The sequence below is a fragment of the Burkholderia sp. 567 genome (assembly GCF_040545115.1).
Classification (GTDB): Bacteria; Pseudomonadota; Gammaproteobacteria; order Burkholderiales; family Burkholderiaceae; genus Burkholderia; species Burkholderia ambifaria.
This window is the reverse complement of sequence record NZ_JBEPLG010000004.1, coordinates 193627-210370: the sequence shown is the minus strand read 5'-3', so window position 1 is coordinate 210370 and position 16744 is coordinate 193627. Positions and strand designations below refer to the sequence as shown.

Here is a 16744-nt window from a genome sequence, read left to right as displayed (position 1 = left end):
TCGGACGCATACAGGAGGTGCATGTGAACGCGACTCACGATCCCGCCCGCCAATCTCTTGCCGGACGCACCGCGCTCGTGACGGGCGGCGGCCGCGGCCTCGGCGAGGCCATCTGCGAGGAGCTGGCGCAACACGGCGCGCACGTGATCGTCGCCGATCTCGACGGCGACCGCGCGGCGGCCGTCGCGCAACGACTCGAGCGGCATGGCGGTCAGTCGGTCGGACGGCCGCTCGACGTGCGCGACGAAGCGTCGGTGCTGCAGGTGGTGCACGACGCGCGCGAGGCGCTCGGCGATCTCGACGTGATCGTCAACAACGCGGCGATCGACGTGACCGCGCCGATCGACGACGTCAGCGTTGCAGCGTGGCAGCAGGTGATGATGACGAACCTGTTCGGCCCGTACCTGATGTGCCACGCGGCCGTGCCGATGATGAAGGCGCGCGGCAGCGGCCATATCGTCAACATCGCGTCGACGGCATCGAAGCGCGCGTGGCCGAATGCGTCCGCGTATCACGCGACGAAGTGGGGGCTGCTCGGGCTGTCGCATGCGCTGCATGCGGAGTTGCGGCCGGCCGGCGTGAGCGTGTCGGCGATCGTCGCGGGCGGGATGCGCACGCCGTTCCTGCTCGACCGCTTCCCCGACATCGACGAGGACACGCTGCAGCCGCCGGAGCACGTCGCGGCCGCCGTGCGGTTCGTGCTGACGCAGCCGCCGGGGACCGTCGTGCCGGAGCTGATGGTGCTGCCGATGAAGGAGACGTCATGGCCCTGAAGCGCGAACGGCGGCTGCCGGGCGCCGTGCTGCTCGACAAGGACGGCACGCTGCTCGAGAACGTGCCGTACAACGTCGATCCCGCGCGGATGAAACTCGCGCCGGGCGCGGCGCGCGCGCTGCGCACGCTCGGCGAGACCGGCATGCCGATCGCGGTCGTGTCGAACCAGCCGGGCGTCGCGCTCGGCCGCTTTACCGAACGTGAGCTTGGCGCGGTCCGCCAGCGTCTCGCCGAACTGTTCGAAGCGAACGGCGCGGTGCTGGCGGACTTTTTTTACTGCCCGCATCACCCGGCGGGCAGCGTGCCGCGCTATACGTGCGACTGCATCTGCCGCAAGCCGCGCCCCGGCATGTTGCGCCGCGCGCTCGCCACGCTCGGCGCGGTCGCGGAATGGAGCTGGATGATCGGCGACATCCTCGATGACGTCGAGGCCGGCCGCGCCGCACGCTGCGGCACGATCCTGGTCGACTGCGGCAACGAGACCGAATGGCGGATCGATGCGACGCGCACGCCGCTCCACGTGGTCACCCGTCTCGACCTCGCCGCCGACATCGTCGTGCGCGAGGCCGTGCGCCGTCACGGCTCGTGGGTGCGGCGATGAGCGCGGCGTGGGATCGTGCACGCCGGATCCTGTGCGTGCGGCTCGACAGCCTCGGCGACGTGCTGATGACGACGCCCGCGCTGCGCGCGCTGAAGGAGAGCGGCCACGGCCGCCGGCTCACGCTGCTGACGTCGCGCACCGGCGCCGCGCTCGCGCCGCATCTGCCGATGGTCGACGACGTGTGGACGTATGACGCGCCCTGGGTCAAGCATCCGGAGGCCCGCGGCGATCCGGTCGTCGATCTCGACATGATCGACCGGCTGCTGGCCGGTCACTTCGACGCGGCCGTGATCTTCACCGTGTACAGCCAGAGTCCGCTGCCGGCCGCGATGATGTGCTGGCTCGCGGGCATCCCGCTGCGGCTCGCGCATTGTCGCGAGAATCCGTATGAACTATTGACCGACCGCGTGCCGGAACCCGAGCCGGAATCGTTCGTGCGCCACGAGGTCGCGCGCCAGCTGGCGCTGGTGCGCTCGATCGGCGCGAAGACCTCCGACTGGCGGATGGCGTTCGAGCCCGGCGACGCGGCGCGCGATGCGCTGCACGCCCGGCTGCGTGCCGCGCTGGAGCGCATCGGCGGCCCGCGCCGGCCGGGCTCTGCGCGCGCGCGCTGGCTCGTCGTGCATCCCGGCGCGAGCGCGGCGTCGCGGCGCTGGCCGGCCGAGCGTTTCGGCGCGGCGGCCGCGCGGCTCGCGCCGCTGTTCGACGGAATCGCGGTGACGGGCAGCGCCGACGAGCGGCCGCTCGTCGAGGCCGTGTGCGAACGCGCGGGGCCGCGCGCGGTGCCGCTCGCCGGCGCGCTGCCGCTCGGCGAGCTCGGCGCGCTGATCGAGACGGCCGACCTGCTGCTGTCGAACAACAGCGGCCCCGTGCATCTCGCGGCCGCGCTCGGCACGCCGGTCGTCGACCTGTACGCACTGACCAACCCACAGCACACGCCGTGGCGTGTGCCGCATCGCGCGTTGAACGTCGATGTGCCGTGTCGCAACTGCTATCGCAGCGTATGCAACCAGCCGGGGCATCCGTGCCTGCTCGGCGTGAGCGTCGACGACGTCGTCGCGGCGACGCACGCGCTGCTGCGCGGCAGCGAGCGCCATGCGCAACGCGCGGCCGCGCGCGCCGCCGTACGCGGCGTCGAGCCGGTCGCCGCGAACGCATCGAACGTGATTCCCTTCGCGCACGTCATCACCAGGAGCTGACGCATGCCCGACTCCACTTACACGCTCGGCATCAACGCCGCCTTCCACGACAGCGCCGCGTGCCTCGTGCGCGACGGCGTCGTGCTCGCCGCGGCCGAGGAGGAACGCTTCACGCACGTGAAGCACGCGAAGCGGCCGGTGCCGTTTTCGACGTGGGAGCTGCCGTATCACGCGATCGACTACTGTCTCGCGGAAGCCGACATCACGCTGGCCGAGGTCGACCATGTCGCGTATTCGTACGATCCGTGGCTCGAACTCGATCGGCACGGCAACACGCCCGAGCTGACGCTGCCGCTGGCGCCGTCCGCGCACGCGCCGCGTGCCGACGGCGCATCGCCCTGGCATCCGCTGTTCCTGTCGTCGATCGTGAACGCGCCGCGTCAGCTCGCGGGCGGAGCGCCGCATCATCTGCAGCGGCGCTTTCGCGGCGTCGCGCACGACGGCCCGTTCCGCTGGCACTTCATCGAGCACCATCTCGCGCACGAGGCCAGCGCGTTTCTCGCGGCGCCGTACGACCACTGCGCGGTGATGACGCTCGACGGACGCGGCGAACGCGCGACGACGAGCTACGGCGTGTTCGACGGCCAGGCTTACCGGCGGCTCGGGCAGATCAACCTGCCGCACTCGCTCGGCCTGCTGTACGAGCACGTGACGCGCTACCTCGGCTTCCTGCATTCGTCCGACGAGTACAAGGTGATGGCGCTCGCGTCGTACGGCAAGCCGGTGCTCGCCGACGAGATGCGCAAGCTGGTGAGCTACAACGGCGAAGGCCGCTACGAGGTCGTCGAAGCCGATCTGGCCGCGCGGTTCGGCGCGCCGCGCGAGCGCGGCGGCCCGATCGAGCCGCATCACTGCGACATCGCGCACGCGCTGCAGGTGGTGCTCGAGGAAACGGTGTTGCAGGCGGTCGACTGGCTCGCCGCCGAGAGCGGCGAGAAGCAGCTCGCGATGGCGGGTGGCGTCGCGCTGAACTGCGTGATGAACGCGAAGATCCGCGATCGCGGGCCGTTCGACGACGTGTGGGTGCAGCCGGCCGCCGGCGACGCGGGCACGGCGCTCGGCGCCGCGTTGTGGACCGACTTCCGGATGCGCGGGAGGCGCGGCGACTGGCGGATGGACCATGCGTATCTCGGACCGTCGTACAGCGACGACGCGATCGAGGCGTTCCTGAAGGAGGCGCAGCTGCCGTACCGGCGGCTGGCCGACGTCGCCGCGCAGACGGCCGCGCTGCTCGCGGCGAACCGCGTGATCGGCTGGTTCCAGGGCCGCATGGAGTTCGGCCCGCGCGCGCTCGGCGCCCGCTCGATCCTCGCGTCGCCGATCGATCCGGACATGCAGCGCAAGCTGAACCGGATCAAGGACCGCGAGGACTTCCGGCCGGTCGCGCCGGTCGTGCTCGAAAGCCGTGCGCATCAGTGGTTCATCGGCGGGCGACGCACGCCGCTGCGCGCGCCGTTCATGCTGTTCGTATACGACGTCGCGCCGGGTGCGGAAGCGAAGATTCCGGCGGTGCGCCACATCGACGGCACCGCGCGCGTGCAGACCGTCGACGAACAGCAGCATCCGCTGCTGCACGCGCTGTTGTCCGAGTTCGACGCGCTCACCGGCGTGCCGGTGCTCGTCAACACGTCGTTCAACACGCGCGGCGAGCCGATCGTCTGTTCGCCGCGCGACGCGATCGAATGCTTCTGGACTTCGCCGCTCGACGCGCTCGTGATCGGTTCGTTCCTGCTGGAGAAGCCGAGATGAACATGCGCGCCACGCAACTGCCGCCGGTCGTGTCGGTCGTCGTGCCGACATACCGGCGGCCCGACCTGCTCGAGCGCTGCCTCGACGCGCTGTGCGTGCAGGTGTTCGATCCGACGACCTACGAGATCGTCGTCGTCGACGACGATCCAGCCGGCAGCGCGCGGGCCGTCGTCGACGCGTGCCGCACGCGCGTGGCCGACGTGCCGGTGATCCGCTACATGACCGCGCCCGATACGCAGGGGCCGGCCGGCGCACGCAACGTCGGCTGGCGCGGCGCGCGCGGCGCGCTGATCGCGTTCACCGACGACGACACGATTCCCGATCCGACCTGGCTGCGCCACGGCGCGGCCGCGCTGCAGGCCGAGCCGTCGGCGGCCGCGGCGGCCGGGTGCATCGACGTGCCGCTGCGGCCGCGCCCGACCGACTACGAACGCGATGCCGCCGGCCTCGCGCACGCGGAATTCGCGACCGCGAACTGCTTCGTGCGGCGCGCGGCGCTCGAACGCGTCGGTGGTTTCGACGAACGCTTCACGCGCGCGTGGCGCGAGGACGCCGACCTGATGTTCGCGCTGCGCGAGCATGCGGGGCCGATCGTCGAGGTCGACGCCGCGCGGATCGTGCATCCGGTGCGCCCCGCGCGCTGGGGCGCGAGCATCGGCCAGCAGTCGAAGGTGTATTTCGACGCGCTGCTGTACAAGAAGCATCGTGCGACCTACCGGCGTCATATCCGGCCGATGCCGCCGTGGAACTACTACGCGGCCGTGCTGTTCGCGCTCGGCGCGATCGGCTGTTTCGCGGCCGGCTGGCGCACGGCGGGCATCGCGTGCGCGCTCGCATGGGGGGTGATTACCGCCGCATTCTGCGCGAAGCGGCTGCGCGGCACGCGGCTCACGCCGTCGCATGTCGCCGAGATGATCGTCACGTCGATCGCGATTCCGCCCGTGTCGCTGTACTGGCGCATGCGCGGCGCGCTTCACTTCCGGGTGTTCTTCCTATGATGTTCGATTCCGCTTCATCGTCCGGCCCGAGCCGCATCGCGGTATTCCGCGCGCTGCAGCTCGGCGACATGCTGTGCGCGGTGCCGGCGCTGCGCGCGCTGCGGCGCGGCGAACCGGATGCGCGCATCACGCTGATCGGGCTGCCGTGGGCGCGCGAATTCGCGTCGCGCTTCTCCGACTACATCGACAACTTCATCGCGTTTCCGGGCGCGCCGGGCCTCGGCGAGCAGCCGGAAGCCGACGCAGCCGCGCGCGAGGCGTTCGTCGCGGAATGCCGTGCGCGCGACTTCGATCTCGCGATCCAGCTGCACGGCAGCGGCGCGCAGACCAACGCGATCGTCGCGTCGCTCGGCGCGACGCGCACCGCGGGCTTCGTGCCGGCCGACGGCGGCACGACGGCGCTCGACTGTCAGGTCCCGTGGCGGGACGGCGAACCGGAGGTCACGCACTGCCTGTCGCTCACGCGCAAGCTCGGCTATCCGGACTGGGGCGACTACCTCGAATTCCCGCTCGGCGGGCTCGACTACGCGCTCTGGCATGTGCTGTGCGAAGAACACGCGCTCGATCCGGGCCGCTACGTGATCGTCCATCCGGGCGCGCGGATGGCGTCGCGGCGCTGGCCGGTCGAGCGTTTCGCGAGCGCCGCGCGGCAGCTCGCGTCCGAAGGCTGGCAGATCGTGCTGACCGGCACGCGCGCGGAAATCGCGCTGGCCGCCGCATTCGCCGAGCAGCTCGGGCGGCCGTGCGTGAACCTGTGCGGGCGCACGCCGCTCGGCGCGCTGGCCGCGCTGATCGGCCGCGCGCGGCTGCTGCTATGCAACGACACGGGCGTGTCGCATGTCGCGGCGGCGCTCGGCACGCCGAGCATCGTCGTCGCCTGCGGCAGCGATACGGCGCGCTGGGCGCCGCTCGATGGCGAACGTCATCGCGTGATCGCGAACTACCCGGCGTGCCGGCCGTGCATGTTCGACACCTGCCCGTACGGGCACGAATGCGCGAGCGCGATCGGCGTCGACGACGTGATGGTACGGGCGGGCGAACTGCTCGCGGAGGAGAGACGTCATGTCACGTAAGCGGTTGCGCGTGCTGACCTGGCACGTGCATGGCAACTATCTGTATTACCTGTCGCAGGCGCCGCACGATTTCTACCTCGTGACGAAGCCGCAGCATCCGCCCGGCTATGCGGGTCGGGTCGGGCATCTGCCGTGGGGCGACAACGTGCACGAGGTGAGCGTCGAATGCGTGCGCGACACCGAGTTCGACTGCGTACTGTACCAGCATCACCGGCACTACGAGCAAGACCGGCTGCGATTGCTGAGCGACGCGCAGCGGGCGCTGCCCGCGCTGTTCGTCGAGCACGATCCGCCGCGCGAGCATCCGACCGATACGCTGCATCCGGTGCAGGATCCGAACATGTTGCTGGTGCACGTCACGCCGTTCAACGCGCTGATGTGGGACAACGGCGTCACGCCGACGCGCGTGATCGAGCATGGCGTGCTGCTGCCCGACGGCATCGAGTATCGCGGCACGCTGCCGAAGGGCGTGACGGTCGTGAACAACCTCGCGCGGCGCGGGCGGCGTCTCGGCGCGGACCTGTTCGAGGTCGTGCGCCACAGCGTGCCGCTCGATCTGGTCGGGATGGGCTCGACCGACCTCGGCGGCATCGGGGAAGTGCCGAACCCGGCGCTGCCGCAGTTCCTGTCGCACTACCGGTTCTTCTTCAATCCGATCCGCTACACGAGCCTCGGGCTCGCGGTGATCGAGGCGATGATGATCGGGCTGCCGATCGTCGCGCTCGCGACGACGGAGATGGCGCAGCTCGTGAAGACCGGTTACAACGGTGTCGCCGATACGCGGCCCGACGTGCTGATCGACGCGATGCGCATGCTGATCCGCGATCCGGAACTCGCGCGCGAGTGGGGCGCGGCGGCCAAGCGCGATGCGTGCGAGCGGTTCGGCATCGAGCGCTTCGCGCGCGACTGGGACAACGCATTGCGCGACGTTGCGTCGTAGTGTGAGCGGGGCCGTGATCGACGCGATGCAGCCCTTGAAGCGGGTGCGCTTAGGCGCTCGACGGGCTCGCCGGCGAGGGCACGCTCGCGGCGCTGCTGGTGGTGCTGCCGCTCGTGCTGTTGGCACTGCTGCTTGTGCCCGACGTCGACGCCGCGGTGCCGTTCGTCACGTTGCGCTCGTGTTCGGGCAGCAGCGCGAGGCGGTTGTACAGCGTCTTCAGGCTGATGCCGAGCGCCTTCGCGGTGCGCGGCTTGTCGCCGTTGAAGTGACGCAGCGACGCGACGATGAAGCGCTGCTGCGTATGCGCGAGCGTCGTGCCGATATGCAGCGTCATCGCGTTGTGGCGCACTTCCTCGCGCGGCGGCAGGCGGCGCGGCAGTTGAAGTTCGATCTGGTCGTCCGCGAGGATGAACGCACGCTCCAGCGCATTGCGCAACTCGCGCACGTTGCCGGGCCACGTGTATGCGCGCAGCGCCTTCATCGCCTGCATCGACAGGCGCTTGCGCGTGCGGTGCCGCGCGTTCAGCCGCTCGACGATCTGCAGCGCGATGTCGCCGACGTCGTCCTCGCGCTGCCGAAGCGCGGGCACGTGCAGCGCGATCGTCGCGATCCGGTAGAACAGGTCCTCGCGCAGCCGGCCGCTGCGCACGGCCTCGACCGGATCGTGATGGGTGGCCGCGACGATCCGCACGTCGAGCGGAATCGCCTCGTGGCCGCCAACGCGCACGATCGTGTTCGATTCGAGCGTGCGCAGCAGTTTCACCTGCAATTCCGCGGGCATTTCCGCGATTTCGTCGAGAAACAGCGTGCCGCCGCGCGCGGCTTCGAACATGCCCACATGTTGTGCAACCGCGCCGGTGAAGCTGCCTTTTTCATGTCCGAACAAATGGGACTCCGCGATGTCTTTCGGAATCGCACCGCAGTTGACGGGCACGAACGGGCCGCGCCGGCGCGGGCTCATGTCGTGAATCAGCCGCGCGACGATGTCCTTGCCGGCACCGCTTTCGCCGACCACGAGCACACTCACGCGCGTCGCGGCGACGCGCGAAATTTTCAGCAGCAAGTCCTGGATGGTTCGCGAACGGCCGAACAGCCGCGTGCCGTCATCGTCGGATTTCGACATGGGTGTTGTTATCGCATTGGGAAGTTTTGACCGAAGCCGCCGAGACAAGGTGAAAAAATGACGTGGTATACGCCGCTTTTCACGTAGAAAGCATACCGCTTATACGTGCGACCGCAGATTGAATCTGGCAATGCGATCGGCGCGGGCGGATAGATTTATTCGATGAGCGGCGAATGCATCACACGCCTCTTCTATACTGCTAAGCAGTCGTTTGTCATGGCAGGACAACTTGTCTGCTTGTTCGTATGCGGTGCGATCGTAGTTCCGGAGCCCCGGCGTCGTACCCCGCATCGCATGCCCGCCGCGGTTTCGGCCGATGTTCGAGCCGGCCGCATCACAAGGAGCTTCGATGCCTTATGTCCTGATTGTCGAAGACGACGCCGATACGCGCGCGATGCTCGCGGCACTTGCCCAGTCGCAGCAGCTTGCATGCGACACGGCCGCGACGCTCGAAGAAGCGCGCACGCTCGTCTCGACGAATACCCCCGATCTGGTGCTGTGCGACCTGGTGCTGCCGGACGGCAACGGAATGGATCTGTTCGACGCGTTGCCCAAGCGCGGGCATTGCGAAATGGTGCTGACCACTGGCCACGCGAGCCTCGAAACTGCGATCGACGCATTGCGGCGCGGCGCGTCCGACTATCTGGTGAAGCCGCTCAACATGCAGCGGCTGAACAGCATCTTCGCGCGCGTGCCGCGCACCACCGCGCTGCATGAGGAAATCGCCGAACTGCGCTCCGAACTGCAACGCCTCGGCCGCTTCGGCCGGATGCTCGGCAGCTCGCCCGCGATGCAGGCCGTTTATGACGCGATCGGCCGCGTCGCGCGCACCGAAGCGTCGGTGCTGCTCACCGGCGAATCGGGCACCGGCAAGGAGCTCGCCGCGCAAACCGTGCACGACCTGAGCCTGCGCCGCCGCGGCCCGTTCCTCGCGGTGAACTGCGGCGCGATCGCCGCGAACCTCGTCGAAAGTGAAATGTTCGGCCACGACCGCGGCAGCTTCACCGGCGCGGAGCGGCAGCACAAGGGCTTCTTCGAGCGCGCGGACGGCGGCACGCTGTTCCTCGACGAAATCACCGAAATGCCGGTCGAATCGCAGGTCAAGCTGCTGCGCGTGCTCGAAACCGGGCGGCTCACGCGGCTGGGCTCGACGCGCGAGATCGACGTCGACGTGCGCATCGTCGCCGCGACCAACCGCGATCCGGAAGCCGCGATGGCGGACGGCAAGCTGCGGCCCGACCTGTATCACCGGATCAACGTGTTTCCGATCCCGCTGCCGTCGCTCCGGGAGCGCGGCGACGATATCCCGATGCTCGCCGACGCGTTCCTGCAACGCTACAACGAGGAAAGCGGCCGCAACCTGCGCTTCGCGCCGGCCGCGCGCGAAGCATTGAAGTCGTACGCATGGCCCGGCAACGTACGCGAGCTGCGCAACTTCGTGCAGCGCGCGAGCATCTTCAGCGACGCCGACGTGATCGACACGCTGCCGCCGCCGATCATGGACGAACTGTCGAGCATGGTCGAGTCGCACGAAGATCGCGTGACGGTGCCGTTCGGCACGCCGCTCGAGGAAGTCGACCGCAAGCTGATCCTCGGCACGATCGCGCAATGCGGCGGCGTGAAGGCGCAGGCCGCCGAGGTGCTCGACGTCAGCCTGAAAACGATTTACAACCGGCTCGCGCAACTCGAAGACGAAACGGAAAAGCCGGACTCCTGATGCGCGCAGCGCTGCGCTCATGCGCGTGCGCGCGTGCGGCGGCGCTCGGCGTCGTCCACGCGGCGGCGCATGCGCTCGACCTCCGGCGGAATCGCATGCCGCTCGCGCAGGACCCACGGCAGCCCAGCGAGCGCAGGCGTGACGCCGCGTTCCCGCCACAGGCGCGGCAGCATGCGCAGCGTATGCGCGAGCGCGGCGCCGGCCGGCCATCGGAGCCATGCGGTCCATACCGCGTTGCGGGTCGACACGCTCGCGCGCGCGTGCACGTCGCGCTGCTTCGAAGGGTAATGATGGACCGTCAGGTGCGGTGCATATACGAGCCACGCGCCTGTGCGATACAGGTCGAGCGCGAGCAGCGCTTCCTCGCCGCCGAGGAAGTAGCGCGGATGATAGCCGCCGGCCTTCACGAACGCGTCGCGCCGGAATGCGGTCGCGCCGGCCAGCAACCCGAGGATCGGGCGGCCCGGCAGCGCGACGCTCGCATCCAGCGGGCTGTCGGCCATCAGCCGGCAGGTCGGGTCTTCGCGCTGTTCCGGGCCGACCAGCACGCGCGCGGTGACGGCCGCGACATGCGGATACGCATCGAGCAGGTTCGCGGCTTCGGCGAGCGAGCCGGGCGCCCACCATGTGTCGTCGTCGCAGAACGCGACGTGGCGCGTGCGCGCGACGGCCACGCCGAGATTGCGGCCGGCCGCGCCGAGATTGGCCGGCGCATGCACGAGCGCCACGTGCGGGAAGCGGTCGCGCACGAGCGCGGCGGTATCGTCGTCCGAGCCGTTGTCGACGACGACGATCGCGGGCCGGTCCGGCAAGTCGGACAGCCGCGCGAGCGTGCGCGCGAGTTCATCGGCGCGCCGGTACGTCAGCACGACCGCGGTCACGCGCGCTTCGCGCGGCTGCAGCGCGACGCGCGGCGGCGTTACGCGGACACGTTGTCGCATTCGAGCCGCCAGTACGTTTCGGGTTCACGGAGATCGGCGCGCATATGAGGCTCGAACAGCGCAATCTGGCTCGCATACGCGTCGACGGCGGCGGCCTTCGCTGCCGCGCCGTCGGTGCGATTGCCCGCCGGCGGGCCGACCGGGTGACCGATCCAGCCATGCTCGCGCCAGTCGATCACGCGCTTGGCCATCAAGCCGTCGATCCGCCGATACGGCACATCCTCGTAGAAGCGCCAGACGCGCGCCGCGTCGCCCGCGCGGCTGTTGTCGCGCAGCAGCGTCAGCACCGCCTGCTGCACCTGGATGTGATCGCGGTGAAACAGGCCGGCCGGCGCGAGCACACCGAAGCCCGGGTGGGCGTCGATCGTGTCGGCAAGGCGCGCGGCGATCGCCGTCGACGCGGCCCGCGTGCCGTACTGGTCGTCGAGGAAGTCGAGCCATACCGGCTGCGCGTCGAGCATCGCGAGCGCGCGGCGGTCTTCGTCGCGGCGGCTGCGCACCGCTTCGTCGGCGGTGCGAAAGCCGGCCCGGCGATCCCATGGCGGCGCGTCCGATCCGCGCGCGGGAATCCCGGCGAAGACGGTGACGACCACCGAGTCCGGCGCCTGCGCGAGCAACTGCCCGCAACTGAAGACGGCATCGTCGAGATGCGGCGAGATGACGAGCCAGCGTGTCGGAGCGGTCATGTTTTTCAGAGTCTCCTTGGTATCCGATGTAAGCGGCCGAGCGGGCGGAGCCGACCGGCGGGCATGCGGACAAGCAGGCGGCATGCCCGTGTGTTCGCCCGTTGCCGGGTGCCGTCGAGCTTCCGGCAGGAGCGTGTCCGATGAGTGAAATTGCACGGCCGCAGGCCGGAAATTACGCAACCGCCGTGATGCTCGTCGCGACCGCGACCGTGCTGCAAACGCTGGCGATCCGCTTCGGTGGCGTGAACCTGCCGCTGATCCTGTATTACCCGCTGCTTGCCGGCGCCGCGTGGGCGACGTCGTTCCTGTTCGGAATCCTGTCGACCGTGCTCAGCGGGCTGCTGGTCTGGACGCTGTTCCTGTCCGATGCATCCGCGTATACCGGGCCGCTGCCCGACCGCCTCGTGCGGCTCGGCATCTTCATGCTGGTCGGCGTGCTGGTGTGCGCGATTGCGGCGCGGCTGCGGCACGCACGGCGTACGAACCATCTGGCCTACCAGCGCGAGGCCGCCGCGCGGCGGCAGCTCGACTCCGTGCTGCAGGCGTTGCCGGACGGCGTGATCGCGACCGATGCGCAAGGCCGCATAACCTACGTGAACGCGGCGGCGATCGCGCTGGCCGGCGGCGCGCTCGAGGATGCGACGGGCCGCCCTGTGCGCGACGTGCTGCACGTGTTCGACCGCGACGACCGGCCCGTGCAGCCGACACCGCTCGAGCGCGCGCTCACCGGCGCGCATGCGCTGTCCGACCGGCACTGGCTGCACGGCGCGGACGGCAGCCCGCCGGTACCGATCGTCGAGGCCGCGTCGCCGATCGTCGACGCGCACGGCAACCTCGACGGCGCGGTGCTGTTGCTGCGCGATGCGGGCACGGAGCGCGCGTTGGCGGAGGTGTCGCGCCTGCAGCGCGCGGTGGTCGACGCGTCGCCGGACGCGATCGTCGGGATCGACCGCGAGGGCCGCATCGTCAGCTGGAACCCGGCCGCGCAGCGGATCTTCGGGTATGACGAAGCCGACGCGCGCGGGCGCCCGCTCGAAACGCTGGTCGCGATGCGCTGGCTGCGGCGCAATCCGCTCGCCGATTCGTTCGACGCAATGCGCGAAGCGGTCGGCCCGCTCGAATTGCTGTGCGTGCGCCGCGACGGCCGGCGTTTTCGCGCAACGGTGTCCGCGGGCCCCGTGCGCGGCGACGCGCGCAGCTGCGTCGCGCTGTCGCTGACGCTGCGCGAGACGGGCGCGCAGCGCCGGCGCGACCTGCGCACGCAGCGCTCGCTGCAGGGTGCGCGCGACGCGCGCGACCGCGCCGATACGTCGAATCGTCTGAAGGACGAATTGCTCGCGACCGTGTCGCACGAACTGCGCACGCCGCTGAACGTGATCTACGGCTGGATCGAGGTGCTGCGCAATACGCGCGACGACGCGCTGGAACAGCAGGCGATCGATGCGATCGACCGCAGCGCGCGGTCGCTGACGCGCATGGTGGGCGACATCCTCGATGCGTCGTCGCTCGCGACCGGCAAGTTGCGGATCGATCCGATGCCGGTCGACGTGGTGCGGCTCTTCTCCGATACGGTTGGCGCGTTTCAGACGGCTGCGTCGTCGGCCGGCATCGTGCTCGAGTTCGAGTGCGCGGCGAGCGCGTGTGTGGTGTCGGGCGACGCGGAACGCCTGCGGCAGATGCTCGCGAACCTCGTATCGAACGCACTGAAATTCACGCCGGGCGGCGGCGCGGTGACGGTCACGCTGTCGCGCGACGACGCGCACGCGGTGCTGGTCGTCGCGGACACCGGGCAGGGCATTCCGCCCGCGTTCATTCCCCATGTATTCGACATGTTCCGCCGCGCGGACGATTCGCCCGCGTCGCCGCGGCGCGGGCTCGGGCTCGGCCTGTCGATCGTGCGCCACATCGCCGGGCTGCACGGCGGCCAGGTGCGGGTCGAAAGCGCGGGCCGCAATCGCGGCGCGACCTTCACGGTGACGCTGCCGGCCGGCTGGCAGCCGACCGGCGCAATGGCGTGGGGCATCGCGCAGGCCGATGCCCGGCGCGAGCGGCTGATGCTCGATGCGCAGCGCATCCTGATCGTCGACGACGACGCGACCACGCGCGCGAGCCTGACGGCCGCGCTGACGACACTCGGCGCGGCCGTGTCGATCGCGTCCTCGGGCCGCGAAGCGCTCGCGGTGGTCGCCAAGCTTCAGCCAACTGTCGTGCTGTCCGATCTCGCGATGCCCGACGGCGACGGCTTCTGGCTGCTCGACGCGTTGCGGCACGGCCGTGCGCACGGCGCGACGCCGCGCGACCTGCGCGTGCTGGCCGTCACGGCCCACGCGGGCCCCGCCGACGAGCGGCGCGCGCTCGAAGCGGGGTTCGACGGCTTTCTGTGCAAGCCGGTCGACGTGCGGGAACTCGCGCACAAGATCGCGGACGTGACGCAGCGCGACGGCTGATGCGTGGTGCGCATCGGCCGTCGCGGCGGCGCGCGCGGTAACGTCGCTTCAAGTCATCGTATCGATCCTCATGTCGCCGCCGCCGGCCGGTTCTGCGTGCTGATCTGCGCGAGCATGTGCGACGCGATCTGCGTGCTGCGCACGAGGTCGCCCGGCTCGTGATGCATCGCCTGCCGATGGATGAAATACCGCGCGGTATGCGCGAGCCCGGTCGCGAGCGGCGTCGTCGCGCGCCAGCCGAGGCGCCGGTGCGCGACCTCGAGATCGGGCCGCCGCTGGCGCGGATCGTCGGACGGCAGCGGGCGGAACTCGATCGGGACCGTCGCGCCGACGATCCTCACCACCTCGCGCGCGATATCGATCATCGCGATCTCGTCGTCGCTGCCGAGGTTCACCGGCTCGCACGCGTCGCCGGGCTCGTTCATCAGACGGATCAGCGCGTCGACCATGTCGTCGACATAGCAGAACGAGCGCGTCTGCCGGCCGTCGCCGTAGACGGTCAGCGGCTCGCCGGCCAGCGCCTGCGTGATGAAGTTCGACACGACGCGCCCGTCGGCCGGATGCATGCGCGGCCCGTACGTATTGAAGATGCGCGCGATCCGCACGTCGACGCCGTACTGCCGGTGATAGTCCATGAACAGCGTTTCCGCGCAGCGCTTGCCTTCGTCGTAGCACGCGCGCACGCCGATCGGATTGACGCGGCCGCAGTAGTGCTCGTCCTGCGGGTGCACGTCGGGGTCGCCGTACACCTCGCTGGTCGACGCCTGCAGGATGCGCGCCTTCACGCGCTTCGCGAGGCCGAGCAAGTTGATCGCGCCGTGCACGCTGGTCTTGGTCGTCTGCACGGGGTCGCGCTGGTAATGCACCGGAGACGCGGGGCACGCGAGGTTGTAGATCTCGTCGACCTCGACGTACAGCGGAAACGTCACGTCGTGGCGCATCAGCTCGAAGTTCGGCGCGTCGAGCAGGTGCGCGATGTTGTCCTTCGTCCCCGTATAGAAATTGTCGACGCACAGCACGTCGTGCCCGGACGTCACGAGGCGTTCGCACAGATGCGAACCGAGGAAGCCGGCGCCGCCGGTAACGAGTACGCGTTTGCGATCGTAGCCCTTCATCATGCATTCTCCTTGCGGTTCGCGAGTACGGCCGGCGTCGCGGCGACGGGGGTGCGCCGGCTGTTGGCCGCCGTGCCGGCGCGCTGCGGATGCGCGACGTCGCGGTAGATGTCGACGAGGCGATCGGCCACGCCGCGCCACGTATAGAAGCGGTGCGCGCGCAGGTAGCCGGCGCGGCCGAGCGCGTCGCACAGGTCGGGGCGCGCGCGCAGCTGCACGAGCCGCTGGGCGAGCGCGGCCGGATCGCGCGGCGGCACCAGGTAGCCGGTCACGCCGTCGTCCACCGTGGTGCGGATGCCGCCCACGTCGCTGCCGATCACCGGCGCCGCGCAGGCCATCGCCTCGACCGGCGTGATGCCGAACGGCTCGTACCACGGCGTCGTCACGAACACGTCGGCCGCGCTGTAGTACAGGTGCAGCACGTCGCGCTCGCGCCGTCCGACGAAGATCACGCGTTCCGCGATGCCGGTGTCGTGCGCGAGCGCGGCGAGCCGAGCGAGTTCCGGATCGCGGGCCGGATCGGGCGTCGCGTGGCTGCCGCCGACGATATAGAGCCGCGTCGGCCGCTGCGGGTCGCGCGGCATGCGCGCGAGCGCGTCGATCACGGTGTCGATCCCCTTGCGCGGCACGAGCCTCCCGAGCTGCAGCACGACGAACGCGTGCTGCGGCCAGCCGAGCTGCGCGCGCGCGTCGGCACGCGGCACCGGCCGGAATTCGCGCGCATCGAACCCGCACGGCACGATCTCGATGCGCGCGGCGTCCGCGTGATAGTGCGTGGTCAGATCCAGCGCGTCCTGCGGGCATTCGGCGATCAACCGGTCCGAGCGGCGCGCGAGCGTGTCCTCGATCGCGAAGCGTTCATCGGGAAAGCCGTCGGCCGCGCCCTGATGCAGCCGCCGCACGCGCCCGAGCGCATGGAACGTCGTGACGAGCGGAATGCCGAGGCGCTTCTTCACGCGCAGCGCGGCCTCGCCCGACATGAAGAAGTTCGCGTGCATCACGTCGACCGGATCGGCTTCGCGCCGCATGCGCGCGATCATGTAGTCGGCGAACGCACCCATGTACGGCAGCAGCCGCTCCTTCGGCACGTCGACCGGCGGGCCGGCCGGCACGTGGATCACGCGCATGCGCGGGCCGATCTCAACGACTTCCGGCAGGTGCGCATTGTCGCAACGCGTGTAGACATCGACGTCGAGGCCGCGCTCGGCCAGTTGCTTCGCGACGTTCGCGACGTAGATGTTCTGTCCGCCTGCATCCACGCCGCCGATCACCCCCAGCGGCGACGCATGTTCACTGATCAACGCAATTCTCTGCATGGTGTTGCTCCGGTGGTCGAGGCCGCGCCGACGGGCCCCGTTGCGTCCCGATTCGGCAATCGGCA

Annotated in this window: 14 protein-coding genes; 9 read left to right on the top strand and 5 right to left on the bottom strand. The window is 70.0% G+C overall.

Annotated features, from left to right (window positions below):
* The first annotated feature begins 23 nt into the window (after positions 1–23).
* Genes ABIC50_RS14370 through ABIC50_RS14340 form a run of 7 tightly spaced genes read left to right on the top strand, consistent with a single transcriptional unit; the run spans position 24 to position 7334 of the window.
* A complete protein-coding gene (locus tag ABIC50_RS14370; protein WP_105832425.1) occupies positions 24–773 on the top strand; it encodes an SDR family oxidoreductase in 750 nt (249 codons plus the stop codon).
* Positions 764–1375 (top strand): D-glycero-alpha-D-manno-heptose-1,7-bisphosphate 7-phosphatase, encoded by a 612-nt coding sequence (locus ABIC50_RS14365; RefSeq protein WP_011660554.1) that lies wholly within the window; start codon positions 764–766, stop codon positions 1373–1375. Before ABIC50_RS14370 ends, ABIC50_RS14365 begins: the two co-directional genes overlap by 10 nt.
* On the top strand, positions 1372–2574 hold the full coding sequence (locus tag ABIC50_RS14360) for a glycosyltransferase family 9 protein (RefSeq protein WP_354164804.1): 1203 nt from the start codon (positions 1372–1374) through the stop codon (positions 2572–2574). The genes ABIC50_RS14365 and ABIC50_RS14360 overlap by 4 nt, the downstream gene beginning before the upstream one ends.
* A gap of 3 nt (positions 2575–2577) precedes the next feature.
* A complete protein-coding gene (locus ABIC50_RS14355) occupies positions 2578–4323 on the top strand; it encodes a carbamoyltransferase family protein (protein ID WP_175703590.1) in 1746 nt (581 codons plus the stop codon).
* Positions 4320–5321, top strand: coding sequence for a glycosyltransferase family 2 protein (locus ABIC50_RS14350; RefSeq protein ID WP_354164801.1), 1002 nt, complete (start codon positions 4320–4322; stop codon positions 5319–5321). Before ABIC50_RS14355 ends, ABIC50_RS14350 begins: the two co-directional genes overlap by 4 nt.
* Complete coding sequence (locus tag ABIC50_RS14345) at positions 5318–6394, top strand: glycosyltransferase family 9 protein (RefSeq protein WP_354164799.1); 1077 nt, start codon at positions 5318–5320, stop codon at positions 6392–6394. Before ABIC50_RS14350 ends, ABIC50_RS14345 begins: the two co-directional genes overlap by 4 nt.
* A complete protein-coding gene (locus ABIC50_RS14340) occupies positions 6384–7334 on the top strand; it encodes a glycosyltransferase (protein WP_175679568.1) in 951 nt (316 codons plus the stop codon). The genes ABIC50_RS14345 and ABIC50_RS14340 overlap by 11 nt, the downstream gene beginning before the upstream one ends.
* A 49-nt stretch (positions 7335–7383) precedes the next feature.
* Here ABIC50_RS14340 and ABIC50_RS14335 read toward each other — a convergent pair whose 3' ends face one another.
* Positions 7384–8457, bottom strand: coding sequence for a sigma-54 interaction domain-containing protein (locus ABIC50_RS14335; protein WP_354164796.1), 1074 nt, complete (start codon positions 8455–8457; stop codon positions 7384–7386).
* 349 nt (positions 8458–8806) lie between these two features.
* Here ABIC50_RS14335 and ABIC50_RS14330 point away from each other — a divergent pair, with 349 nt between their 5' ends.
* Positions 8807–10174 (top strand): sigma-54-dependent transcriptional regulator, encoded by a 1368-nt coding sequence (locus ABIC50_RS14330; RefSeq protein ID WP_011660547.1) that lies wholly within the window; start codon positions 8807–8809, stop codon positions 10172–10174.
* Positions 10175–10191: 17 nt separating this feature from the next.
* Here the strand turns inward: ABIC50_RS14330 and ABIC50_RS14325 are convergent, their stop codons facing one another.
* Positions 10192–11115 carry a glycosyltransferase family 2 protein gene (locus tag ABIC50_RS14325; protein ID WP_354164794.1) on the bottom strand — a complete coding sequence of 308 codons (924 nt, stop codon included), beginning with the start codon at positions 11113–11115 and terminating at the stop codon, positions 10192–10194.
* Positions 11094–11801, bottom strand: coding sequence for a PIG-L deacetylase family protein (locus tag ABIC50_RS14320; RefSeq protein ID WP_354164792.1), 708 nt, complete (start codon positions 11799–11801; stop codon positions 11094–11096). Before ABIC50_RS14320 ends, ABIC50_RS14325 begins: the two co-directional genes overlap by 22 nt.
* Positions 11802–11941: 140 nt before the next feature.
* Here ABIC50_RS14320 and ABIC50_RS14315 point away from each other — a divergent pair, with 140 nt between their 5' ends.
* Entirely contained in the window at positions 11942–14248 is a 2307-nt protein-coding gene (locus tag ABIC50_RS14315) for a hybrid sensor histidine kinase/response regulator (protein ID WP_354164789.1), read from the top strand.
* A gap of 68 nt (positions 14249–14316) precedes the next feature.
* Here ABIC50_RS14315 and ABIC50_RS14310 read toward each other — a convergent pair whose 3' ends face one another.
* Positions 14317–15363, bottom strand: a complete 1047-nt coding sequence (locus ABIC50_RS14310; protein WP_041491851.1) for a UDP-glucuronic acid decarboxylase family protein — start codon at positions 15361–15363, stop codon at positions 14317–14319.
* Complete coding sequence (locus ABIC50_RS14305) at positions 15363–16679, bottom strand: glycosyltransferase family 4 protein (protein ID WP_354164786.1); 1317 nt, start codon at positions 16677–16679, stop codon at positions 15363–15365. The genes ABIC50_RS14310 and ABIC50_RS14305 overlap by 1 nt, the downstream gene beginning before the upstream one ends.
* Between the last annotated feature and the right edge of the window lie 65 nt (positions 16680–16744).

Coding starts and splice junctions, on each gene's coding strand:
- ABIC50_RS14355 (WP_175703590.1), top strand. CDS start 2,578: ATGCCCGACTCCACTTACACGCTCGGCATCAACGCCGCCTTCCACGAC.
- ABIC50_RS14335 (WP_354164796.1), bottom strand. CDS start 8,457: ATGTCGAAATCCGACGATGACGGCACGCGGCTGTTCGGCCGTTCGCGA.
- ABIC50_RS14350 (WP_354164801.1), top strand. CDS start 4,320: ATGAACATGCGCGCCACGCAACTGCCGCCGGTCGTGTCGGTCGTCGTG.
- ABIC50_RS14320 (WP_354164792.1), bottom strand. CDS start 11,801: ATGACCGCTCCGACACGCTGGCTCGTCATCTCGCCGCATCTCGACGAT.
- ABIC50_RS14305 (WP_354164786.1), bottom strand. CDS start 16,679: ATGCAGAGAATTGCGTTGATCAGTGAACATGCGTCGCCGCTGGGGGTG.
- ABIC50_RS14315 (WP_354164789.1), top strand. CDS start 11,942: ATGAGTGAAATTGCACGGCCGCAGGCCGGAAATTACGCAACCGCCGTG.
- ABIC50_RS14325 (WP_354164794.1), bottom strand. CDS start 11,115: ATGCGACAACGTGTCCGCGTAACGCCGCCGCGCGTCGCGCTGCAGCCG.
- ABIC50_RS14340 (WP_175679568.1), top strand. CDS start 6,384: ATGTCACGTAAGCGGTTGCGCGTGCTGACCTGGCACGTGCATGGCAAC.
- ABIC50_RS14360 (WP_354164804.1), top strand. CDS start 1,372: ATGAGCGCGGCGTGGGATCGTGCACGCCGGATCCTGTGCGTGCGGCTC.
- ABIC50_RS14330 (WP_011660547.1), top strand. CDS start 8,807: ATGCCTTATGTCCTGATTGTCGAAGACGACGCCGATACGCGCGCGATG.
- ABIC50_RS14365 (WP_011660554.1), top strand. CDS start 764: ATGGCCCTGAAGCGCGAACGGCGGCTGCCGGGCGCCGTGCTGCTCGAC.
- ABIC50_RS14345 (WP_354164799.1), top strand. CDS start 5,318: ATGATGTTCGATTCCGCTTCATCGTCCGGCCCGAGCCGCATCGCGGTA.
- ABIC50_RS14310 (WP_041491851.1), bottom strand. CDS start 15,363: ATGAAGGGCTACGATCGCAAACGCGTACTCGTTACCGGCGGCGCCGGC.